This is a genomic window from Streptomyces sp. enrichment culture (genome assembly GCF_964273255.1).
Lineage (GTDB): Bacteria > Actinomycetota > Actinomycetes > Streptomycetales > Streptomycetaceae > Streptomyces.
Map to the genome: position 1 here is coordinate 6190523 of NZ_OZ186835.1, position 22175 is coordinate 6212697.

At 75.4% G+C, this 22175-nt stretch carries 19 protein-coding genes; 13 read left to right on the plus strand and 6 right to left on the minus strand.

What is annotated here, in order from left to right; genetic code table 11:
- Positions 1-189 precede the first annotated feature (189 nt).
- Positions 190-1125, plus strand: coding sequence for a universal stress protein (locus tag ACSU53_RS27020; protein WP_437031848.1), 936 nt, complete (start codon positions 190-192; stop codon positions 1123-1125).
- A 548-nt stretch (positions 1126-1673) separates the two neighbouring features.
- On the plus strand, positions 1674-4094 hold the full coding sequence (locus ACSU53_RS27025) for a phosphoketolase family protein (protein ID WP_437031850.1): 2421 nt from the start codon (positions 1674-1676) through the stop codon (positions 4092-4094).
- 244 nt (positions 4095-4338) lie between these two features.
- Here ACSU53_RS27025 and ACSU53_RS27030 read toward each other — a convergent pair whose 3' ends face one another.
- Complete coding sequence (locus ACSU53_RS27030; RefSeq protein ID WP_437031852.1) at positions 4339-4872, minus strand: gamma carbonic anhydrase family protein; 534 nt, start codon at positions 4870-4872, stop codon at positions 4339-4341.
- A gap of 107 nt (positions 4873-4979) precedes the next feature.
- Here ACSU53_RS27030 and ACSU53_RS27035 point away from each other — a divergent pair, with 107 nt between their 5' ends.
- The 3 genes from ACSU53_RS27035 (at position 4980) to ACSU53_RS27045 (ending at position 7114) form a co-directional block, all read left to right on the plus strand.
- Positions 4980-5846, plus strand: coding sequence for an acyltransferase (locus tag ACSU53_RS27035; RefSeq protein WP_437031854.1), 867 nt, complete (start codon positions 4980-4982; stop codon positions 5844-5846).
- A gap of 94 nt (positions 5847-5940) precedes the next feature.
- Positions 5941-6513 carry a helix-turn-helix domain-containing protein gene (locus tag ACSU53_RS27040; RefSeq protein WP_437031856.1) on the plus strand — a complete coding sequence of 191 codons (573 nt, stop codon included), beginning with the start codon at positions 5941-5943 and terminating at the stop codon, positions 6511-6513.
- Between the two features lie 43 nt (positions 6514-6556).
- Positions 6557-7114 (plus strand): YbaK/EbsC family protein, encoded by a 558-nt coding sequence (locus ACSU53_RS27045; protein WP_437031858.1) that lies wholly within the window; start codon positions 6557-6559, stop codon positions 7112-7114.
- Positions 7115-7506: 392 nt separating this feature from the next.
- Here the strand turns inward: ACSU53_RS27045 and ACSU53_RS27050 are convergent, their stop codons facing one another.
- Positions 7507-7914 (minus strand): CoA-binding protein, encoded by a 408-nt coding sequence (locus ACSU53_RS27050; protein WP_437031860.1) that lies wholly within the window; start codon positions 7912-7914, stop codon positions 7507-7509.
- Between the two features lie 292 nt (positions 7915-8206).
- Between ACSU53_RS27050 and ACSU53_RS27055 the strand changes: the two genes are divergently transcribed.
- From ACSU53_RS27055 to ACSU53_RS27065, 3 genes are read left to right on the plus strand one after another with little or no spacing between them, the layout of a single operon-like run.
- On the plus strand, positions 8207-9025 hold the full coding sequence (locus tag ACSU53_RS27055) for a hypothetical protein (protein ID WP_437031862.1): 819 nt from the start codon (positions 8207-8209) through the stop codon (positions 9023-9025).
- Complete coding sequence (locus ACSU53_RS27060) at positions 9022-9561, plus strand: SixA phosphatase family protein (protein WP_437031864.1); 540 nt, start codon at positions 9022-9024, stop codon at positions 9559-9561. Before ACSU53_RS27055 ends, ACSU53_RS27060 begins: the two co-directional genes overlap by 4 nt.
- Positions 9562-9602: 41 nt before the next feature.
- On the plus strand, positions 9603-10229 hold the full coding sequence (locus tag ACSU53_RS27065) for a YigZ family protein (RefSeq protein WP_437031866.1): 627 nt from the start codon (positions 9603-9605) through the stop codon (positions 10227-10229).
- 158 nt (positions 10230-10387) lie between these two features.
- On the opposite strand, the gene ACSU53_RS27070 is transcribed toward ACSU53_RS27065, so the two are convergent.
- Positions 10388-11224, minus strand: a complete 837-nt coding sequence (locus tag ACSU53_RS27070; RefSeq protein WP_437031868.1) for a carbohydrate-binding protein — start codon at positions 11222-11224, stop codon at positions 10388-10390.
- Positions 11225-11557: 333 nt separating this feature from the next.
- Positions 11558-11986 carry a DoxX family protein gene (locus ACSU53_RS27075; RefSeq protein WP_437031870.1) on the minus strand — a complete coding sequence of 143 codons (429 nt, stop codon included), beginning with the start codon at positions 11984-11986 and terminating at the stop codon, positions 11558-11560.
- Positions 11987-12594: 608 nt separating this feature from the next.
- On the opposite strand from ACSU53_RS27075, the gene ACSU53_RS27080 reads away from it, so the two are divergent.
- The 5 genes from ACSU53_RS27080 to ACSU53_RS27100 all read left to right on the plus strand — a co-directional run bounded on the left by ACSU53_RS27080 (position 12595) and on the right by ACSU53_RS27100 (position 19812).
- Entirely contained in the window at positions 12595-13323 is a 729-nt protein-coding gene (locus ACSU53_RS27080) for a lytic polysaccharide monooxygenase (RefSeq protein WP_437031871.1), read from the plus strand.
- Positions 13324-14185: 862 nt separating this feature from the next.
- Complete coding sequence (locus ACSU53_RS27085; protein ID WP_437031873.1) at positions 14186-15349, plus strand: exonuclease SbcCD subunit D; 1164 nt, start codon at positions 14186-14188, stop codon at positions 15347-15349.
- Positions 15346-18339, plus strand: a complete 2994-nt coding sequence (locus tag ACSU53_RS27090) for an AAA family ATPase (protein WP_437031874.1) — start codon at positions 15346-15348, stop codon at positions 18337-18339. The genes ACSU53_RS27085 and ACSU53_RS27090 overlap by 4 nt, the downstream gene beginning before the upstream one ends.
- A 44-nt stretch (positions 18340-18383) precedes the next feature.
- Positions 18384-18896 carry an immunity 21 family protein gene (locus tag ACSU53_RS27095; protein WP_437031876.1) on the plus strand — a complete coding sequence of 171 codons (513 nt, stop codon included), beginning with the start codon at positions 18384-18386 and terminating at the stop codon, positions 18894-18896.
- Between the two features lie 70 nt (positions 18897-18966).
- Positions 18967-19812: an SDR family oxidoreductase gene (locus ACSU53_RS27100; protein WP_437031878.1), complete on the plus strand. Its 846-nt coding sequence runs from the start codon at positions 18967-18969 to the stop codon at positions 19810-19812.
- 90 nt (positions 19813-19902) lie between these two features.
- Here the strand turns inward: ACSU53_RS27100 and ACSU53_RS27105 are convergent, their stop codons facing one another.
- Entirely contained in the window at positions 19903-21594 is a 1692-nt protein-coding gene (locus ACSU53_RS27105; RefSeq protein WP_437031879.1) for a DUF885 domain-containing protein, read from the minus strand.
- A gap of 32 nt (positions 21595-21626) precedes the next feature.
- Entirely contained in the window at positions 21627-22118 is a 492-nt protein-coding gene (locus tag ACSU53_RS27110) for an Lrp/AsnC family transcriptional regulator (RefSeq protein ID WP_164337401.1), read from the minus strand.
- Positions 22119-22175 lie beyond the last annotated feature (57 nt).

Sequence of the window (22175 nt, forward strand, 5' to 3'; positions counted from 1 at the left end):
GATGCCGACCGGGGCCCCGGTGCGGACCGGTGCCGTGCCCAGGTCCTCCGGCTCCGGGCCCTCCGGCTCCGGGCCCTCCGGCTCCGGGCCCTCCGGCTCCGGGCCGGGACCTGTGGCCCCTGCCGGCCCCGGGGGCGGGTACTCCAAGCTGGACGCTGGACGCGATCACCGCTCAGCAGGAGGTGCACCATGTCCCCCACCATCACGGTCGGCCTCGACGGCTCGCCCGAGAGCAGGGCCGCGGCCGAGTGGGCGGCCCGTGAGGCGAGGCTGCGCGGTCTGCCGCTGCGTGTGCTGCACGTCCGGGAGCCGGAGCCGGAGGCCCGCTTCCCGCTTCCCGGCAGGACACCGGACCCGGACTCGGGCCCGGAGGCGACCGCGGCCGGCGCCGGCGGCGTTCGGTGGAGCGTGCTGCGGGAGACGGCCGAGGGGCTGCGGCTGCGGCACACCGGGATCGAGGTCGTCGCCGACCAGACCGACGGCCGTGCGGTCGACGTGCTCGTCGAGGCATCGGCCGGCGCCGACCTGCTGGTGCTCGGCTCCCGGGGGCTCGGCCCGCTCGGCGGCTTCCTGGTCGGGTCGGTCGGCCTCGGTGTCATCGCCCGGACGCAGCGGCCCGTGGTCCTTGTGCGGGCCGGTGAGCAGGCCGCCGACGAGCACGAGCCGGACCCCGCCGGCATCCCCTCGGCCGCGACCCGCTACCGGCCGGTCCTCCTCGGCGTGGACGCGGCCCGGCCGGAGGACGCGGTGATCGGGTTCGCCTTCGAGGAGGCCGCGCGGCGCGGCACCGGCCTGCACGCGGTGCACGGCTGGAACCTGCCGCCCTACTACGTCCACGGGCTGCCGGCCGATCCCGAGCTGTACGACGGGGTGGCCGCCGCCGAGGCGGAGGCGCTGACGAAGGCGCTGCGGCCGTGGCGGGAGCGGTACCCGCAGGTGGAGGTGGAGGAGGAGTCGATCGGCGGCAGCCCTTCGGTCCGCCTGGTCGAGGCGTCCCGCGAGGCGAGCCTCGTGGTCGTCGGCCGCCGGACGCGGCGCGGCCCGTTCGGAGGGCGGATCGGTTCCCTCACCCATGCCGTGCTGCACCACGCGGCCGCCCCCGTCGCCGTCGTCGCGCACGAGTGACCCTCCCGGGCCCGGCAGGGGCGACGTGCCGGGCCCGGGGCCTCCGGCACGGGCGGCACGAAGCCCGGGTCCTGCGGCACGAAGCCCGGGTCGTGCGGCACGGGGCGGCACGAAGCCCGGGGCGGCCCGTCGCCTCCGGCACGCGGCGGCGCCCGCCCGATGCTGCCCGGCGCGAGCACCCCGCCCGTCGGCCACCCGTCCGCCGCCCGTCGGCCGTCCGTCGGCCGTCCGGCCGCTGCCCGTCGCCCGTCCGCCGTCGGGCTACCGGCCCGCCCGTCGTCCGCCCGCCGTCCCGGCGGGGTGATTGCGCCGGACAGCGCGGTCCGGACGCGCGGCGCGGGGGAACGCAGGAAGCTGGTACTCCGCGCGAGAGGCGGGGCACCCGGCCCGGACGCACCGGGGCCGGACGCATGAGGCGCGGACGCCGAGGTACCGAGGTGTCCGTGGTGCCGAGTGGTCCGTGGTGCCGGTGCGGCGGCGCCCGCCGGTGCCCGTCCGCGCCCCGTCCACCCGCCCGACCGTCGTGCAGACCACCCAGGGAGCCACCCATGCCCGAGCACCAGGACCCGGACCCGGATCAGTATCAGGACCGCGACCAGGACCACCGGACCGTACTCAGCGACGAGGAACTGCGCACCCTGGACGCCCACTGGCGGGCCGCGAACTACCTGGCCGCCGGCCAGATCTACCTGCTCGCCAACCCCCTGCTCAGCGAACCCCTCCGCCCGGAGCACATCAAGCCGCGCCTGCTCGGCCACTGGGGCACCTCTCCGGGGCTGAACCTGGTGTACACGCACCTCAACCGGGTGATCGCGCGACGGGGCACGGACACCCTGTGCATCTGGGGGCCCGGTCACGGCGGCCCCTCCGTGCTGGCGAACTCCTGGCTGGAGGGCAGCTACAGCGAGACGTACCCCGACGTGGGCCGGGACCGGGACGGCATGGAGAAGCTCTTCCGGCAGTTCTCCTTCCCCGGCGGCGTCCCCAGCCACGTGGCCCCGGAGGTCCCCGGCTCGATCCACGAGGGCGGTGAACTCGGCTACTCCCTCGCCCACGCCTACGGCGCCGCCTTCGACAACCCCGGGCTGCTGGTGGCCTGCGTGATCGGGGACGGGGAGGCGGAGACCGGGCCGCTGGCCGCCTCCTGGCACTCCAACAAGTTCCTCGACCCGGTCCACGACGGTGCCGTCCTGCCGATCCTGCACCTCAACGGCTACAAGATCGCCAATCCGACCCTGCTCGCCCGCCTCCCCGAGGACGAACTCGACGCACTGCTGCGCGGCTACGGGCACGACCCGATCCACGTCGCCGGCGACGAACCGGCCGCCGTCCACCGGGCGATGGCCGCCGCGCTGGACACGGCCCTGGACCGGATCGCCGAGGCGCAGCGGGCCGCCCGCGAGGAGGGGGCGACGGAGCGGGTGCGCTGGCCGGTGATCGTGCTGCGCACCCCGAAGGGCTGGACCGGACCCGCCGAGGTCGACGGCAAGCCGGTGGAGAACACCTGGCGCTCCCATCAGGTCCCGCTGGCCGGAGTCCGCGACAACCCCGACCACCTGCGGCAGCTGGAGGCATGGCTCACGTCCTACCGGCCGGACGAACTGTTCGACGCCGGGGGACGTCCCGTCCCGGACGTGCTGGCCTGCCTCCCGGAGGGCGCCCGGCGCCTGGGCGCGACCCCGCACGCGAACGGCGGGCTGCTCACCCGTGACCTGCCGCTGCCGTCCCTCGACGCGTTCGCGGTGCCCGTCGAGAAACCGGGCGGCACCCTGCACGAGCCCACGCGGGTGCTCGGCGGCTTCCTGGAGCGGGTCATGGCGGACACCGCCGGGCGCCGCGACTTCCGTCTGGTGGGCCCCGACGAGACGGCCTCCAACCGGCTCCAGGCGGTCTACGGTGCCAGCGGCAAGGCGTGGCAGGCGGGGACCCTCGACGTCGACGAGGACCTGGACCGGCACGGCCGGGTGATGGAGGTCCTCTCCGAACACCTCTGCCAGGGCTGGCTGGAGGGCTACCTGCTCACCGGCCGGCACGGGCTGTTCTCCAGCTACGAGGCGTTCGTGCACATCGTCGACTCGATGGTCAACCAGCACATCAAGTGGCTGCGCACCGCCCGCCGCCTGACCTGGCGCGCGCCCGTCCCCTCACTGAACTACCTGCTCACCTCGCACGTGTGGCGCCAGGATCACAACGGCTTCTCGCACCAGGATCCCGGCTTCGTCGACCACGTGCTCAACAAGAGCCCCGAGGTCGTCCGGGTCTACCTGCCGCCGGACGCCAACACCCTGCTCTCGGTCGCCGACCACGCGCTGCGCAGCCGTGACTACGTCAACGTCGTCGTGGCCGGCAAGCAGCCCTGCTTCGACTGGCTGTCCATGGACGAGGCCCGCGTGCACTGCGCCCGCGGCGCCGGCATCTGGGACTGGGCGGGCACCGAGAACGGCACCGAACCCGATGTCGTCCTGGCCTGCGCCGGCGACGTGCCGACCCAGGAGGTGCTGGCCGCCGCCCACCTGCTCCGCCGCGAGCTGCCGGAACTGGCGGTCCGCGTCGTCAACGTCGTCGACCTGGCCCGGCTGCTGCCCCGCGGGGAACACCCGCACGGCATGACCGACTTCGAGTACGACGGCCTGTTCACCACCGACAAGCCGGTGATCTTCGCCTATCACGGCTATCCGTGGCTGATCCACCGTCTCGCCTACCGGCGCGCGGGCCACCCCCACCTCCACGTGCGCGGCTACAAGGAGGCGGGCACCACGACGACGCCGTTCGACATGGTGGTCCGCAACGACCTCGACCGCTACCGGCTCGTCATGGACGTCATCGACCGGGTGCCCGGCCTCGCGGTCCGCGCCGCCGCCCTCCGCCAGCGGATGGCCGACGCCCGGACCCGGCACCACGCCTGGATCCGCGAGCACGGCACCGACCTGCCCGAAGTCGCGGAGTGGACCTGGACCGGGGCCGCCTGAACCGCCCCTCCGCCCGTGCCGCCGCGGCGGCCACCCACCCCGGTCGCCGCGCGGCCACGACCCCGCCGCCGCGCGGTCGCAGACCCGGGGCGGCACGGCCACGGAACCGGGGGGCCCGGTCGTGCCGGGACCGGCCTCGGCCGTGCCGCCTCTCCCTCTGTGGGCCCGGCGGGAGGTCCGCCCTACAGCCCGTTGCCCGGCGGGAGGTCCGCCCTACAGCCCGTTGCCCGGCGGGAGGTCCGCCCTACAGCCCGTACACCTGCTCCGCGTGGGCCGTGGCCAGGTCGGCGTACATCGTGCCGTTGAGCGTGAGCCCGGCCCGCTCCTCCGCGGTCAGTTCCCGCCGGACCTTCGCCGGCACGCCCGCCACCAGGGAGCCCGGCGGGACCTGCATGCCCTGCGGCACCAGCGCCTGCGCGGCGACGAGGGAACCCTCGCCGATCACCGCGCCGTTGAGCACGGTCGCGCCCATGCCCACCAGGCAGTCGTCGCCCACGGTCGCGCCGTGGACCACCGCGTTGTGCCCGACGGACACCCGCTCGCCCACGCTGACGGGGAAGCCCGGGTCCGCGTGGAGCGTGCAGTTGTCCTGGATGTTGCTGTGCGCGCCGACCGTGATGCGCTCCACGTCCCCGCGGAGCACCGCCCCGTACCAGACGCTCGCCCCCTCGTGCAGCGTCACGTCGCCGATCACACTCGCCGTCGGCGCCACGAACGCCTCCTCGGGCACGTCCGGTTCCTTGTCGCCGATGCCGATGATCAGCGGCCTGTGCTTCATGTCGCCTCCCGCTCACGTGATGCAGAGCACCGTACGCCACTCCGGTGGGGTGAAGATCACAGGTCTCCCGGGCCCCCGCCGGCCCGCGCGCGGACTACGGTGAGCGCGTGCCGAAAAGCAGGAACACGTTCTCGTCCTGGCCGCGCCGCCTCGCGCAGCGCGCGGTCCACGCGGGCTGGGCCTGGGCACAGCGCACCGGCTCGGTGACCGCACAGCACCCGGGCCGCTTCCGCTTCGGCGCCCTCGGCACCGGCACCCGGCTGGCCTTTCCCCTCGGCACCGTGTTCGGCGAGCCGTGGATCCACCTCGGCGCGCACTGCATCGTGGGCGAGCAGGTCACGCTCACCGCGGGGCTCATGCCCGACCTGGACCTCGGCCCCGAGCCGATCCTGCGCATCGGCGACGGCGTCGTGCTCGGCCGCGGCAGCCACGTCATCGCCGACACCACGGTCAGCATCGGCAGCGACTGCTACTTCGGCCCCTACGTCTACGTCACCTCCACCAACCACTCCTACGACGACCCGCACGAGCCCATCGGCAAGCAGTGGCCGCGGATGGAACCGGTGGAGATCGGCCCCGGCTGCTGGATCGGCACCGGCGCGGTGATCCTGCCGGGCGCCCGCCTGGGGCGGAACGTCGTCGTGGCCGCGGGTGCGGTGGTCCGTGGCGAGGTGCCCGACCACGCCGTGGTCGCGGGCGCCCCGGCGCGCGTCGTGCGCCGCTGGACCCCCGAGGAGGGCTGGCAGCCGCCGCTGCGCACGCCCGCGCCGGTCCCCATCCCGGAGGGCGTCACCCCCGGGCAGCTGCGCGCGCTGTCCCGGCTGGACGAGCGGAGCGTGGCCGCCCTCGCGGAGCTGGACGCGGCGGACGCCGCCCCGGCCGGGCGGCAGCCCGGGGAGCCGGACCCGGAGCCCACCGGGCCGGGGAGCCCGGACGGTGCGGGCAGGGCCGCCCAGCTGGAGCTGGAGGGCTGACGCCGTCGGCGGCGGGCGTCCGGAGGTCGCCTATTCTGACCGCATCGGACGGCAACGACGGCAACGGACGGGAACGGACAGGAACGGGCGGACAGTGTCTGACCTCGAGCTGCTGACGCGGTCCCTGGGGCGCAACCTCAAGCGGTGGCGGACCGAGCGGGGTTTCACCCTCGACACCCTCGCCGCGCGGGCCGGGGTGAGCCGCGGGATGCTCATCCAGATCGAGCAGGCCCGCACCAATCCGAGCATCGGCACCATCGTCAAGATCGGCGACGCCCTCGGGGTCAGCGTCCCCACGCTGCTCGACTACGAACGGGGCCCGACGGTCCGCATCGTCCCGGCCGACCAGGCCGTACGCCTCTGGCACACCGAGGCCGGCAGCCACAGCCGGCTGCTGGCCGGCACCGAGGCGCCCGGGCCGCTGGAGATGTGGGACTGGCGGCTGATGCCGGGCGAGTCCAGTGACTCCGACCCGCACCCCGTCGGCACCGTCGAGCTGGTGCACGTCACCGCCGGGGAGCTGGCCCTCACCGTCGACGGGGTCGACCACCGCGTGCCCGCCGGAGCCAGCGCCTCCTTCGAGGCGAGCACCCCGCACACCTACGGCAACCGGGGCGACGTGCCGACGGAGATGATCATGACGGTGTCCGTGCCGCCCGTGCCCTGAGACACCCCTCCGGCCGCGGTCCTTGCGCTGTTACCGTGCCGCCATGCGCGCACCCATCGGAGACTTCGACCACGCCACGCCCGTCACCGAGTGCCTCGACGACCTCACCGCCCCGGTCGCCGCCGCCGTGCGGAGCTGGACCGGCAGCGTCCCCGCCGAGCAGATCCTGCACGTCGACACCGATCCGCGCTGGGCCGACACCGCCGTCTTCGTGGAGCACTACGGCCGGGACCTGCTCGAACGGTCCGCGAACTGCGTGGTGGTGGCCGGCAAGCGGGGCGGGGAGACGACGCTCGCCGCCTGCGTGGTGCTGTCCACGACCCGCGCCGACGTCAACGGCGTGGTGCGCCGCCGGCTCGGCGCCCGCAAGGCGTCCTTCGCGCCGATGGAGACCGCGACCGGCGAGACCGGCATGGAGTACGGCGGCATCACCCCCCTCGGCCTCCCCGACGACTGGCCGGTGCTGGTGGACGCCGCCGTGGCCGACCTGCCGTACGTGCTCGTCGGCAGCGGGCGCCGCCGCGGCAAGCTCCTGGTGCCGGGCAAGGCCCTCGCGGAACTCCCGAACGCCGCCGTGCTGGAGGGGCTCGGCATCTCCTGAGTCAGGGAGTCAGGGAGTCAGGGCGGAGCAGTGGCGCGCCGTCGTTCCCGGGTAGGTACTGCTCCGCGCACGCGGCAGCGGCGGTGACGAGCAAGACCTGCGGGCGGATCCGCTGGTGACGCCCCGTTAGTCATGCGATCCTCCGGCGCTCCGGTCCTCCGGTCCTCCGGGGGGATGCCCCATGGGGTCACTGTGGATCCGGACCGGACCGCACCGACGGGATCGGACCCGGCCGGACCGGGCCGGCGGTGGGGCGTGCCGGAAGGCGGTGGCGCGGGGTTCCGGAAATGCGGAGATGCGGGGATGCGGGGAGCGGCGCGGACGCGCCCGCCGGGGATGGGCGGGCGGCGTGGCACCTGCGGACCCGGGTGCGGGGTGAAGGCGACCCGGACTCAGCGCAGCCGGGGGATCTCGATCGCGGGGCAGCGGTCCATCACCATGTCCAGACCTGCCGCGCGGGTCCGCTCGAAGGCCGCCTCGTCGACGACACCGAGCTGGAACCACACGGCACGGGCGCCCTTGGCGACCGCTTCGTCGGCCACCGCGCCGGCCACGTCGCTGTTGACGAACACGTCCACGACGTCGACCTCGAAGGGGATGTCGGCCAGGGACGCGTAGCCCTGCTCGCCGTGCACCGTCTCGGCCTTGGGGTGGACGGGCACGATCCGCTTGCCGAACCGCTGCAGCACCTGCGCGACGCCGTACGCGGCGCGGCCGCGGTTGGACGACAGGCCCACCACGGCCCACGTGTCGCCGAGTTCGGTCAGGATCTTGCGGACGGTTGCGTCGTCGCCATACACCGCGGACCTCCGGGGGATCGGTATCGAGGGTGACAGGGGGGTGCCCCTTCACCGGCGCAACACTTCGGGCCGCCGGCTGATTCCCCCGGCCGCCAGGCGCGGTCGCCGACGGGACCGCGACCGTCCCTGATCCGCCGAGGCCCGCCCACGGCCCTGCCCCGTGCGGCCCTCCGCGGGGCAGCAGGCGGCGGCCGGACGGCCGCTCCCGCCCGCTCCACACCGGTCACGCGCCCCGACCCCGAAAGTGCGCGAGAGACCTGCGTCTTCTCGCCGGCACGCCTACGCTCGCCTCGTGCTGCGCATCACCGACGCCCGAACCGGCCACCTCGTCGACGCCGCCCCCGTCCGGCGGGGCCTGACCCGGGTCGAGGCCCACACCGAGGGGTTCGACGCCACCGCCCTGCGGGTGCTGGTCGTCGCCGACCTGCTCGTCCGTGCCCTGGAGCTCGGCGGCACGCCGGTGTGGGCGTTGCTGCGCGCCGACCGGGGCCGCCCGGAGGTGCGGGCCGCGGCGGCCGCCCTGGGGGTACGCCCGTTCGAGGACGACCGGCAGCCGGATCCCGGCCTCGGCGAGGCCCGGATCCTGCACGTGGTGGCGGAGGACGGCGCCGAACCCGACGGAGCGCGGGTCGCCGTGGCGGCCGCCGTGGCCGACGGCTTGACGGCCCTGAGCGCCCCGGACAGCACGCGCAACGCGTCCGGAACGGGCCGGGAGGGCCCGGCCGCCCCGGCCTCCGCGGATCCCGGCGCTCCGCCCGGCACCACCGGCCCCGATCCCGCCGCCCTCCGCCTCGCCCTCCTCTCCCACCCCAGGGACACCCCCGTCCGCCTCGACCCGGCCGCGGTGACCGGGGCCGCGCGCACCCTCGCGCACTGGCGCCGGGCGGTCGCCGACTGGGCGTCGAGTCCCTCCCGGCCCGTTCCGGACGCGGTGCGCGCCCGGCTGCGGTCCGCCTGGGAGAACGACCTGGACGCCGTGGGCGTGCTCGGCGTCCTGCACGACGTGGAGCACGCCCACGGCCTGCCGGACGGCGCCCGGTTCGAGACGTTCGCGCACGCCGACCGCCTGCTCGGCCTGGAACTCACCCGCGACCTGGGGTCACCGGCATGATCGAACGATCCGGAGCGGGCCCGCTGCGCCGCCTCTTCGTCCTGCGCCACGCCAAGTCCGCCTGGCCGGAAGGCGTCGCCGACCACGACCGGCCCCTCTCCGCACGCGGCCGCCGGGACGCCCCCGCCGCCGGCCGGGCGCTCGCCGACGCCGGACGGCTGCCCGGCCAGGCCCTGTGCTCCACGGCCGTCCGCGCCCGCCTGACCTGGGAGGGGGCGTCGGCGCAGTGGGGCACACCCCCGCCGGTCCGCTTCGACCCGCGCCTGTACATGGCGGGCGTGCCGGAACTCCTCGCCGTGCTGCACGAGGTGCCCGACGAGATCCGCACGGTCCTGCTGATCGGGCACAACCCGGGACTGGAGGACCTCGTCCTCACCCTGGCCGGTGACGGCCTGGACGACGCCCTGGACCGTGTCCGCGTCAAGTTCCCGACCTCCGCGATCGCCGTACTGGCCTGGCGCGGCGGCTGGCCCGACCTGACCGCCGGCTCGGCCCTGCTCACCTCGTTCACCGTCCCCCGGGGAGCGAAGCCGTAGCCGGTCCGGTCCCGGCGGGGCCCTGCGCATAGGCTGGCCGGATGCAGGACCAGTACCGCACCGTCGCGCGCGCGGGTGTGCACGAGATCGAGATCAACCGCTCCCGCTTCCTGTGCGCCCTCGCCCCGGCGGCCACCGAGCAGGAGGCGCAGGACTTCGTCGCGGCCGTGCGCAAGGAGCACGCCGACGCCACCCACAACTGCTGGGCCTACGTCATCGGCGCGGACGCCTCCGTGCAGAAGGCCAGCGACGACGGCGAGCCCGGCGGCACGGCCGGCGTCCCCATGCTCCAGATGCTGCTGCGCCGCGAGATGCGCTACGTCGTCGCCGTCGTCACCCGCTACTACGGCGGGGTCAAACTGGGCGCCGGTGGCCTCATCCGCGCGTACGGCGGCGCCGTCGGCGAGGCCCTGGACAGCATCGGCACGCTCACCCGGCGCCGGTTCCGCCTGGTCACCGTCACCGTCGACCACCAGCGGGCCGGCAAGGTCGAGAACGACCTGCGCTCCACCGGACGCGACGTCCGGGACGTGCGCTACGGCGAGCACGTCACCATCGAGGTCGGTCTGCCGGACGCCGACGTGGACGCCTTCCGCGCCTGGCTCGCCGACGCGACCGCGGGCACGGCCCAGCTGGAGGTCGGCGGGGAGGCGTACGGGGACGCGTGAGCGTCGCGTCCCCTGCCGTCGGCGTCCCATCGGCCGCCGGCACGCCGCCCGCGCCGGAGGCGAGTGCGCGAACCGGTGCACCGCCTCCGGGCCCGCTTTCCGCGTCGTAGGCGTGGGACCGCGGGAACGGGCCGGTTTCGGTGCCCGCCCGAGTCGCCTTACGTCCGGGTCCAGAGGGCGGGGACGTTCGGCGGCTCCCAGCCGGCCATGGACACATGGGCTTGCAGGCAGCGGTACGAGGAACCGTTGTAGGTCACCACGGTGCCGGCGGTGTAGCTCGTGCCGGCCGCCCAGGTGCCGCGCGGCGGGTCGGTCGGGGTGGGGGAACCACCGCCCGGAACCCCGTCGGCATCCAGGACGAAGTCGAAGGTGCCCTGCCTGCCGCCGCCCGCGCTGCGCACGTTCATCAGGAGGGCGGGATCGTAGATCATGTCCGTGGCGTTGCGGGGCTCGCCGGGAAAGTACAGCTGGGTGGTCAGCACCGGTTCGCCGGGCGCCTGGGCCTTCACGTGCAGGTGCCGGGTGCGGCCCGGATAGAGACCGGGCACGATCGTCGTGAGAGCGAAGGCGCCGGTGGAATCGGTGAACTGGTGCCCGCGGAAGGCGAATCCGGTCATGTCGTAGGCGCCGGCGTCGTCCGCCTGCCAGAAGTCCAGCAGCACGCCGGGCAGCGGCACGCAGTTGCGGCCGAAGACGTAGCCGCTCACCGTCAGAGGCGTGCCGGGCGTCCCCGTCGTGACCAGGCTGGTGCGCAGCGGCGAGTTCGGTTTGAAGTACGGACCCTCCATCTGATCCGGCGTCAGGTCGTCCCCGTCGTCGCACGCCGGGGTCGGCGTGAGTGAAGGGGTGCCGGGGGCGCGGACCGCGTCGCGGGCCAGGGCCATGCCGCCGGTGGCGAGGAGCGGGACGGCAGTGCCGGCGGCCACGGCTGCGCGTAACAGGTTCTTGCGGCTGATGCCGCCCGGTTCGTGGGGGGAGGAGCTGGTGGGGGTCACGGGGGATCCTCGTCTCTCGGGAGCGAAGCGGGGGGCCGGACTGTGGAGCAGGTCCACGGAGCTGCGGAACCGGCAGGCGGCGCTGCCACCGCCGGGTGGCCGGCAACGGCTGGTGCTCCGTGGCGGTGGCAGGTAACCGTACGGCCGGTCAGGCGGTCCGCGGACCTCCCGTCGCGCCCTCTGCCCGGCGTTATGCGTTTCCAGTCGGGCGGGGGCCCTCGGGCCTGCCGGCCCCGCTGACGCGGTCGGCGCCGGCTCCGGCCCGGCCGCCGAGGGCGGGCCGGCTTCGCCGGACCGGGCGTCGGAAGCGGCGGGAGGGCCCCTTCGGGGCGGTCACGTGGTCGCGGCCGTCCGGTGACGTCGCTCCTGCCGGTGGGCGAGCAGGCCGGCCAGGGTCCACCGGCCGGGTCCGAGGGCGGAGATGAGCAGGAAGGACCAGCAGAACATGACGGCTGTCTCGCCGCCGTTCTCGATGGGGAGGACCGCATGGGGCTGGTGCACGACGAAGTAGGCGTATGCCATCGATCCGGAGCAGAGGATGGCCGCGGCGCGTGTCCCGAGGCCGCACAGGACCAGTGTGCCGCCGAGCAGTTGGATGACGGCAGCCCACCAGCCGGGCCACGCGGCGAAGTCGGGCTTCGCTCCGTGCGGACCGCCCAGGACGTCGAACAAGGTGGCGGCTCCGTGACAGGCGAACAGCAGTCCCAGGACGATCCGGAACAGTCCGATCACGTGCTCTTTGCTTCTGTCCAGCGCTTTCATCGGTTGTCTCCTACTGTCTCGCGCAGCGCTCTCGCGGAGGCTGCGTCGCGGTGGGGCGGCGAAGACTGCCCGGTGCTCGAGGACCTTGGTCCGGAGCACCGGGTTCCCGGCGGGTGGGGCGTCGGGCTGAGACGTGGGCGGATGCGCGTCCGGTGCGCCGGTCGGCTGGTGCATGGCGCGGATCGCGGCCGGGCGGGACGGGCATCGGCGGGACGGCCGCGGTGTGGCAGTCGAACAGTGAACCATGCCGGGGGCTCTTGTCTAGACCAATAGGGCGGGAAGTTCCGATTCGGGGTGCCTGACTCCGAAGTAGCGCCCTCTGCTTGGCCGTTCATCTTGCTCAACCCCTTGACCCGAGCGGATCCGTCACTATGGTCTAGACCTGAATCGAGAAGGTCTAGACCTGAGTCGAGTGCGCGTGGGAGTGGCAGGCCTCGTGCGCAGGAAGGTGTGGCACGGCGAGTGTGTCCGCCGCGACGCCGGTGCTCGCGCGCGGCCGCCCCGCCTGACCGGGCGGCGCGACGGCACGGCGCTCGCCGCGCACCCGGCCGGCACGGAACGCGCTCCCCGGAACGGCTGCCCCGACGACACGAAGGAAGTGGAATGGCATGAACACGAAGAAGAAGGCGGCTCTCGCGATCGGAGCGCTGGTGGCCCCGCTGCTCGCCATCAGTCTCCCGGCCGGTACGGCCAGCGCCCACGGCTGGGTGACCGACCCCGGCAGCCGTCAGGACCAGTGCGCCGAGGGCGTCGTCGACTGCGGCCAGATCAAGTACGAGCCGCAGAGCGTCGAAGGGCCGAAGGGCCTGCGCAGTTGCAGTGGCGGAAACGCCCAGTTCGCCGAACTCGACGACGACACCAAGGGCTGGCGGGTGACCCCGGTCGGCAGCACGCACACCTTCGACTGGCACCACACGGCACGGCACGCCACGGCCAACTGGCAGTACTACATCGGCAACACGAAGATCGCCGAGTTCGACGGCCGTGGTGCCCAGCCGCCCGCCGACGTCAGCCACCAGGTGAACTTCGGGTCCTTCACCGGCCGTCAGAAGGTGCTGGCCGTGTGGAACGTGGCGGACACCGGCAATGCCTTCTACGCCTGCATCGACGTCAACATCGGCGGGGGCAACGGTGGAGGCGATGGCGGTGGCGACGGCGGCGGTGACGGCGAGCCGGGTGACTGCGTCGCGCCGCTCTGGAGCGCCGGAAACGTGTACACCGGCGGCGACACCGTCTCCTACGGCGGACACACCTGGCGGGCCAAGTGGTGGGTGACGGGCGAGGAGCCCGGCACCACCGGTGAGTGGGGCGTCTGGGAGGACCTGGGAGCCTGCTGATCCCGGCCTGACGGCGCGCGCGGGCGTCCCGCGCCCCACCCCGCTCGTCCGGCACCCCTGGCGGACGGGGCTCGCGGTGGCGCGGGATCCGTGGCGAGCGGCCCGGTGCTTCAGGGCACCGGGCCGCTCGCGGGCGCCGCGGGCGCCACCGGCACCGCCGGATGCCGGCAGGGACGGCAGCGCGGTGAACCGGCCGGGGCCTGCCGCTGAACGGTTCCGCCGCCGGAGCCGAGCACGGCGATCCGTACTCCGGCCCGCTGCCGCACGGACCGGGGCCCGGCCAGTGGGCCCACCCACCGGACCGGTGTCGAGCCGACGGGCCCGCCCACCGGCCCGGCGCCGCACCGGTGGCCGGGCCGCTGAACGGTCCGGCCGGACGTCCTGGGGCGGCGGACCGGCGGACCGGCGGACCGGGGAAGGGGACGACGGGTGTCGGGTGTCGGGTGTCGCCCCGGCCGCCCGACGCTTCCGACGGTGCGCCGTCCCGCCCGGTACTACGGCCGCCCCCTGCTGAGCCCCGCGCAGCAGTGGGCGGTGGCCGGACGGGGCGGCCGGCCGGCCTCGGGACGGGACGCGGCGGCGGGGACGGCCGCGGACCGGCGTGCCAGCCCCTGCGGCACAGAGCCGTCGTCGCCCGGCGTGTCACTCCCCGACCTGTCGCGGTGGCCCGGCCGCACCACCACCGTCGCCTCCCGGCCGACCCCCGTGGCCGTCCGCCGCCCGACGCGGGTGGCAGACTGAGGCCCGTGACGGATCAGGTGCCGACCGGCGCCGGCGTGGTCGACGACGGCCACGGACCGTGCCGGTCCGGTGTCGGCCACAGGGGCCATGGAGGGGGAGACATGCGGGTCGGAGTCGCGCGGTGAGATTTCTGCACACGTCCGACTGGCACCTCGGCCGGTCCTTCCACCGGGTCGGCATGCTCGGCGCCCAGACCGAGTTCATCGGCCACCTCGTGGCGACCGCGCGCGAGCGTGCGGTGGACGCCGTGGTCGTGTCCGGGGACGTGTACGACCGGGCCGTGCCGCCGCTCGCCGCGGTCGAGCTGTTCGACGACGCCCTGCACCGGCTGGCCGATCTCGGCGTGCCGACGGTGATGATCTCCGGCAACCACGACTCCGCCCGCCGTCTCGGTGTCGGCGCCGGACTCATCGGCCGCGCCGGCATCCACCTGCGCACCGACCCGTCCGCCTGCGGCACCCCCGTGATGCTGTCCGACGCCCACGGCGAAGTCGCCTTCTACGGGCTGCCGTACCTCGAACCCGCCCTGGTGAAGGACCGGTTCCAGGTGACGAAGGCCGCCCACGAGACGGTGCTGTCCGCCGCCATGGACCGGGTCCGCGCCGACCTCGCCGCCCGCCCGGCCGGCACCCGCAGCGTGGTCCTCGCCCACGCCTTCGTCACCGGCGGCCGGCCCAGCGACAGCGAACGGGACATCACCGTCGGCGGGGTGGCCGCCGTGCCCGCCGCGGTGTTCGACGGCGTGGACTACGTGGCCCTCGGCCACCTGCACGGCTGCCAGACCCTCACCGACCGGGTGCGCTACTCCGGCTCCCCCCTGCCGTACTCCTTCTCGGAGGCCGGGCACCGCAAGAGCATGTGGCTCGTCGACCTGGACGCCGACGGGGCCGTCACCGCCGAGCGCGTCGACTGCCCGGTGCCCCGCCCCCTGGCCCGGATCCGCGGGCACCTGGAGGACCTGCTCGCCGACCCCGCGCTCGCGGCGCACGAACAGGCGTGGGTCGAGGCCACCCTCACCGACCCGGTGCGCCCGGCCGACCCCATGGCGCGCCTCACCGAACGGTTCCCGCACACCCTCAGCCTCGTCTTCGACCCGGACCGCGCCCCCGACGACCCCGACGTGTCCTACGCCCGGCGGCTCGCCGGCCGCGACGACCAGGAGATCGCCGAGGACTTCGTCGCCCACGTGCGCGGCGCCGGACCCGACGAACGGGAGCGCGCCGTGCTGCGGGACGCCTTCGACGCGGTGCGCGCGGACGACGCGGCCGGGGAGGTGGCCCGGTGAGGCTGCACCGGCTCGACCTGACCGCCTTCGGGCCGTTCGGCGACGCCCAGAGCGTCGACTTCGACGACCTGTCCGCCGCGGGTCTCTTCCTGCTGCACGGTGCCACCGGCGCCGGGAAGACCTCGGTGCTCGACGCCGTCTGCTACGCGCTGTACGGCGCCGTGCCCGGCGCGCGCCAGAGCGGCCAGGGGCTCACCCTGCGCAGCGACCACGCCGACCCCGGCACCCGTACCGAGGTCACCCTCGAACTCACCGTCGCCGGGCGCCGCCTGCGCGTCACCCGGCAGCCGCCCTGGGAGCGCCCGAAGAAGCGCGGCACCGGCACCACCGTCGACAAGGCCCAGACCTGGCTGAGCGAACGCGACCCGGTCAGCGGCACCTGGAAGGACCTCAGCCGCTCCCACCAGGAGGTCGGCGAGGAGATCACCCAGCTCCTCGGCATGAGCCGCGAACAGTTCTGCCAGGTCGTCCTGCTGCCGCAGGGCGACTTCGCGCGCTTCCTGAGAGCCGACGCCGAAGCCCGCGGACGGCTCCTCGGGCGCCTGTTCGACACCCGGCGGTTCGCCGAGGTGGAGAAGCGCCTCGCCGAACGCCGGCGCGGCACCGAAGCCCGGGTCAGGGAGGGCGACGCCGCCCTGCTGGCCGACGCGCACCGCATGCAGCAGGCCGCCGGCGACGCCATGGTCCTGCCCGACCTCACCCCCGGGGACCCCGGCCTGGCCGACACCGTGCTGAGCGCCGCCGCCGTCGCCCGCAGCACCGCGCGCGAACAGCTCACCGTGGCGTACTGCCGGCTCGCCGCCGCCGAGTCCGCGCGGACCGCCGCCACCGACGCCCTGGACGAGAGCCGCGAACGGGACCGGCTGCAACGGCGGTTCGCCGAGGCCCGGGAGCGCGCCGCCCGGCTGGAGGAACGGGCCGCCGCCCACCGGGACAACGAGGCGCGCATGGAGCGGGCCCGCAAGGCGGAGACGGTGGCGGCCGCGCTGGACCTGCGCGAGTCCGCGGACACCGACCACCGCCGCGCGACCGCCGCCGAGACCCGCGCCCGCGCCCTGCTCCCGGTGGGCCTGGCCGACGCGGGCGCGGCCGGACTCGCGGCCGCCGCCCGGCGCGCCGCCGAGGAACGCGGCGCCCTGGAATCCGCCCGCCGGGCCGAGCAGCGCCTCGCCGGACTCCTCGACGAACGTGCCGGCCTGGACCGCCAGGAGCGCGCCGACGCGGAGATCCTGCAGGAGGCCGAGGCGTGGCTCGCCCAGTGGGAACGCACCCGCGACGGACTCCGCGACGCCATCGACACCGCCCAGCGGGCGGCCGCCCGCGCCGACGACCTCGCCGGCCGGCGCGACGGCGCCCGGCAGCGGCTGGCCGCCGCCCGGCAGCGCGACGACCTCGCCGCCCGCACCGAGGACGCCCGCCGCACCGCCCTGGACTCCGCCGAACGCGCCACCCGGGCCCGCGCCCGCTGGCTCGACCTCAAGGAGCAGCGCCTCGACGGCATCGCCGCCGAACTCGCCGCCCACCTCACCGACGGCGCCCCCTGCCCCGTCTGCGGCGCCACCGGACACCCCGCCCCCGCCCGCCGGGACGCCGGACACGTCGACCGCGAGACCGAGGAGCGCGCCCTCGCGGACAGCCGCGCCGCGGACGAACGGCAAGCGGAGGACGCCCGCACGCTGGCCTCGCTCCGCGAAGCCCTGGCCGCCGCCCGCGCCGAGTCCGGCGACACCCCCGTCGAGCACCTCGCCGACGCCCTCGCCGGACTGGAGGAGGAGTACGCCGAGGCCCGGGACGCCGCGTCCCTGCTGCACTCCGCCCAGGAGGAGCTGCGCCGCGCGGAACGCGAACACGCGCTGCGCACCACCGCCCGCCAGGAGGCCGCGGTCCGCGCCGCGTCCCGGGTGGGCCACCGCGAACGCCTCGACCGGGAGCGGGCCGCGCTGGAGGAGGAGCTGACCCGGGCCCGCGGCACCGCGCGCAGCGTCACCGAACGCGCCGCCGAACTGGAACGGCACGTCGCCCGGCTCACCGACGCCGCCGACGCGGCCCGCACCGCCGAGGACACCGCCCAGCGGCTCAAGGACGCCGACGCACGCCTCGCCGACGCCGCCTACCGGGCCGGGTTCGACACCCCCGAGGCCGCCGCCGACGCCCGCCTCGACGACGCCGCCCACCGCGAGCTGCAACGGCGCCTCGACGCCTGGCAGCACGAGGAGGCCGCCGTCCGCGCGGTCCTCGCCGAACCCGGCACCGTGGCCGCCGCCGGCCGGCCGCCCGCCGACGTGGCCGCCGCGCAGCGCGCCGCCGAGGACGCCGACCGCCGCGTGCGCGAGGCGGCCTCCGCACGCGACGCCGCCGCCCGCCGCTGCACCGAACTCGACCGGCTCTCCGCCCGGTGCGCCGACGGGGCCCGCCGGCTGGCGCCGCTGCGCGCGGAGTACGACCGCGTGGCCCGGCTGGCCTCGCTCACCGCGGGCACCTCGGCGGACAACGACCGGCGGATGCGCCTGGAGTCGTACGTGCTCGCCGCCCGCCTGGAGCAAGTGGCCGCCGCCGCGACCGTGCGGCTGCGGCGCATGTCGTCGGGCCGCTACACCCTCGTCCACTCCGACGACCGCGCCGGCCGCGGCCGCAGCGGCCTCGGGCTGCACGTCGTCGACGCCTGGACCGGCCGGGAGCGGGACACGGCGACGCTGTCCGGCGGCGAGACGTTCTTCGCCTCCCTCGCCCTCGCCCTGGGCCTCGCGGACGTCGTCACCGACGAGGCGGGCGGGGTCCGGCTGGACACCCTGTTCATCGACGAGGGCTTCGGCAGCCTCGACGACCAGACCCTCGACGAGGTCCTCGACGTCCTGGACTCCCTGCGCGAACGCGACCGCAGCGTCGGCATCGTCAGCCACGTCCCCGACCTGCGGCGGCGGATCCACGCCCAGCTGGAGGTCGTCAAGGGCCGCTCCGGATCGGTGCTGCGGCAGCGCACGAGCCACTGAACCCCCGCGCGGACGAGTGGAGTTGAGCCCGATAGGTTCGGTGCATGGTGCGTCATGCGGAGCCGGGCACGGCACAGTGGGCCGAATCGGGCGGCGGGCCGCTCGTCGCGGTACCGGAGGCGGTGCTGCCGTTCTGGACCGGCGCCGACGGCGAGGAGGCCGCCTCGGACTACGACCGGGCCTGTGAGGTGGACGGCCCCGTCGGCCTCCTCCCCGTCGGGGACGGCGCCGCCCTCGTGCTGGGCGACGAGCCGGCCGCCACCGCGTACCTCCCCGAACACGGCGTGCTGGTCCGGTGGATCGCCGCCGACACGGAGGCCGAACTGCTGGCCCGCGTACCGGCGGCCCTGGACACGGCCGACTGGGAGCCCCCGGTGGAGTGGAGGGTGCCCGGCCCGGTGGTGCTGTTCGACGCGGCCTGGCCCGGCTCCCACGCCACCGGCACCGGCCACCTGCGGCTCGCCCTGCCCGCCGGGCGCTACGGGGTCGGCGCGGCCCAGGTGCGACCCGGCCCGGAGACCTGGCTGGCCCTGGTCCGGCTCCGGCCCCTGCTCTGACCCGGCCCGCCCCGGCCCGGGGAGGAAATCCGGGTGCGCCGGTGCCGGACGCACCCCATCATGGGTCACCATGCCCCGACTGCCCGAACCCGGCCCCGAGTCCCTGCTGCGTGACCCCCTGCCACTGCGCGGCCGCACCGCCCTGGTCACGGGCGCGAGCCGGCTCGGCGGCATCGGATGCGCCGTGGCCCGGCGCCTGGCCGCCCTCGGTGCGAGCGTCTGCCTGCACCACCACGTGCCGCACGACGCCGCCCAGCCGTGGGGCGCGGACCGGCCCGAGGACGTGGCCGACGCCGTCCGCGCCGCCCGCGCCGACCCCGGGGCGCGCGTGCTCGACGAACCCGGTGACCTCAGCGACCCCCGGGAGCCCGCCGCCCTGCACGCACGCGCCACCCAGGCGCTCGGCGGGCGGCTCGACATCCTCGTCGCCAACCACGCCCTCAGCGGCTCGGACGGCGACCTCGACACCGTCGACGCCGCGATGCTGGACGCGCACTGGGCCGTCGACACCCGCTCGGTGCTGCTCCTCGTGCAGGCGCACGCCCGCCACCGTGCCGCGCTGCCGCCCCGCACACCCGGCGGGCGGGTCCTGATGATGACCTCCGGCCAGGACATCGCCGGCGGGATGCCGGGCGAGATCGCCTACGCCCTGCAGAAGGGCGCCCTGGCGTCCGTCACCCGCTCCCTGGCCACCGCGCTCGCCGCCCACGCGGTCACCGTCAACACCGTCAACCCGGGCCCGGTGGACACCGGCTACCTGACCGGCGACGCCTACGACGCGGTCGCCGCCCGCTTCCCCGGCGGACGGTGGGGCATGCCCGACGACCCGGCCCGGCTCCTGGCCTGGCTGGCGACCGACGAGGCGGAGTGGATCACCGGGCAGGTCATCGACTCCGAGGGCGGATTCCGGCGCTGACGGCGCCCCGCACGCCGCCGGCCGCCACGGCGCGCGGGGCAGCGGTCCGGGCCCGCGACGGCGCCGGCCCGGACACGTGCGAGCGGACGGCTACAGCGCGGACAGCTCGTCCACCAGGTCGTCCAGACCCAGCGACCCCTGCGACAGGGCGGCCATGTGCCACGCCTTCAGGTCGAAGGCGTCGCCGTGCCGCGCCCGGGCGTTCTCCCGGCCCCGCAGCCACGCCCGCTCGCCCAGCTTGTAGCCGATCGCCTGGCCCGGGATCGTCAGATAGCGGGTCAGCTCGCTCTCCACGAAGTCCGCCGGCCGGCTGCTGTGCGCGCCGAAGAACTCCTGCGCCAGGTCCGGCGTCCAGCGCTCACCCGGGTGGAACGGCGAGTCCGCGGGGATCTCCAGCTCCAGGTGCATGCCGATGTCCACGATCACCCGGAGCGCCCGCATCATCTGTGCGTCGAGGTAGCCCAGCCGCTCCTCCGCGTCCGTCAGGAAGCCGAGCTCGTCCATCAGCCGCTCCGCGTACAGCGCCCAGCCTTCGGCGTTGGCGCTGACCATGCCGATCGACGCCTGGTAGCGGGAGAGGTCGTCGGCCACGTGCACCCACTGCGCCAGCTGGAGGTGATGACCGGGCACCCCCTCGTGGTACCACGTCGACACCAGGTCGTAGACCGGGAACCGGTCGAGGCCCATGGTGGGCAGCCAGGTCCGGCCCGGCCGGGAGAAGTCCTCCGACGGGGGCGTGTAGTACGGCGCCGCGGCGCTGCCCGGCGGGGCGATCCGGGACTCCACCCGCCGGACCCGCTCGGCCAGTTCGAAATGCGTGCCGTCGAGGGCCTCGATCGCCCGGTCCATCACGCCCTGCAGCCAGTCCCGCACCTCGTCGACGCCCTCGATGTGCCGCCCGTGCTCGTCGAGGTGCGCCAGCGCCACCCACGGCGTGGCGGCACCGGGCAGGATCCTCTCGGACTCCTTGCGCATCTCGCCGAGCAGCCGGTGGTACTCGGCCCAGCCGTACGCGTACGCCTCGTCCAGGTCGAGGTCCGTGCCGTTGAAGTACCGCGCCCACCGGGCGTAGCGCTCCCGGCCCACCGTGTCCGGCGCGCCCTCGACGGCCGGCGCGTACACGTCGCGCATCCAGTCCCGCAGCTCCACCACGGCGGCGGTGGCCGACCGCGCGGCCTCGTCCAGCTCCGCGCGCAGGGCGTCCGGCCCCGCGGCGGCGAAGTCCTCGAACCAGCCGCGGCCCCCGCCCGTGTCCGACCACTCGGTGAGCTGCCCGACGAACGTGGCGGTCGGCCGCGGCGCCGCGTACAGCTTCCGCTCCAGGCCGAGCGCCAGCGACTGACGGTAGCCGCCCAGCGCGGCCGGTACGGCGCGCAGCCGCTCGGCGATCGCGGCCCAGTCCTCCTCGGTGTCCGCCGGCGTCACCGTGAACACCTCGCGCACCGACTGCGCGACCGTGCCCAGGTTGCCCACCGAGCGGAGTCCTTCACCGGCCTCGTGCACGGCCAGTTCGGCGGTGAGCCGCTCGCGCAGCAGCCGGGCGCACCGCCGCTCGACGCCGCTGTCGGCGCCGGGCCGCCGCTCCGCCTCGTCGAGCCGGGCGAGCGTGGCGCGTTGCAGCTCCGCGAGGGCCTCCTGGCCGGCGGGCGAGAGGTCGGGCAGCCGGGAGGAACTCTCCCGGACGCCCAGGAAGGTGCCGGTGATCGGGTCGAGGGCGACCAGGGCGTCGACGTAGGCGTCGGCGACCTGACGGGGCAGCGGGCTGTGGGTGGTCTCTGACATGCGGACCATCCTGGTACGCCGCTCTCCGCGCGTCACCCCGATTGAGCCGAGGGCGAAGACGGCAGGAGCGGCCCGCAGTCCCACTGCTGGAAGATCAGCCGGGTCTCCACCCGCGCCACCTCCCGCCGCGAGGTGAACTCGTCCAGCACGAGGCGCTGCAGATCCGTCATGTCGGCCACCGCGACGTGCACGAGGTAGTCGTCCGGCCCGGTCAGGTGGAACACGGTCAGCGACTCCGGCAGTTCCCGGATCCGCTCCACGAACGGCCCGACCAGCTCCCGCCGGTGGGGTCTGACCTGGACGGACAGCAGCGCCTGGAGCCCCCGGCCCAGCTTGGCCGGATCCAGCTTCAGCCGGTGCCCGAGGATCACGCCGGAGCGGCGCAGCCGGGTCACCCGGTCCAGACAGGTCGACGGCGCGACCCCGACCTGCGCGGCGAGGTCCCGGTAGGTCGTCCGGGCGTCGTTCTGCAACAGCCGCAGCAGGTGCAGATCCACCGGATCCAGTACGACGGATTCAGCCACGGGCCGAACGTAGCACGGGAAGCGGCCCCCTGCGCCCGGCCGGTGTTCACCCTTCCG

What these genes read in the sequence shown, in the direction of transcription:
- ACSU53_RS27020 (WP_437031848.1), top strand. Translation starts at nt 190, where the DNA reads ATGTCCCCCACCATCACGGTCGGCCTCGACGGCTCGCCCGAGAGCAGG.
- ACSU53_RS27025 (WP_437031850.1), top strand. Translation starts at nt 1,674, where the DNA reads ATGCCCGAGCACCAGGACCCGGACCCGGATCAGTATCAGGACCGCGAC.
- ACSU53_RS27030 (WP_437031852.1), bottom strand. Translation starts at nt 4,872, where the DNA reads ATGAAGCACAGGCCGCTGATCATCGGCATCGGCGACAAGGAACCGGAC.
- ACSU53_RS27045 (WP_437031858.1), top strand. Translation starts at nt 6,557, where the DNA reads ATGCGCGCACCCATCGGAGACTTCGACCACGCCACGCCCGTCACCGAG.
- ACSU53_RS27060 (WP_437031864.1), top strand. Translation starts at nt 9,022, where the DNA reads ATGATCGAACGATCCGGAGCGGGCCCGCTGCGCCGCCTCTTCGTCCTG.
- ACSU53_RS27065 (WP_437031866.1), top strand. Translation starts at nt 9,603, where the DNA reads ATGCAGGACCAGTACCGCACCGTCGCGCGCGCGGGTGTGCACGAGATC.
- ACSU53_RS27075 (WP_437031870.1), bottom strand. Translation starts at nt 11,986, where the DNA reads ATGAAAGCGCTGGACAGAAGCAAAGAGCACGTGATCGGACTGTTCCGG.
- ACSU53_RS27080 (WP_437031871.1), top strand. Translation starts at nt 12,595, where the DNA reads ATGAACACGAAGAAGAAGGCGGCTCTCGCGATCGGAGCGCTGGTGGCC.
- ACSU53_RS27095 (WP_437031876.1), top strand. Translation starts at nt 18,384, where the DNA reads ATGGTGCGTCATGCGGAGCCGGGCACGGCACAGTGGGCCGAATCGGGC.
- ACSU53_RS27100 (WP_437031878.1), top strand. Translation starts at nt 18,967, where the DNA reads ATGCCCCGACTGCCCGAACCCGGCCCCGAGTCCCTGCTGCGTGACCCC.
- ACSU53_RS27105 (WP_437031879.1), bottom strand. Translation starts at nt 21,594, where the DNA reads ATGTCAGAGACCACCCACAGCCCGCTGCCCCGTCAGGTCGCCGACGCC.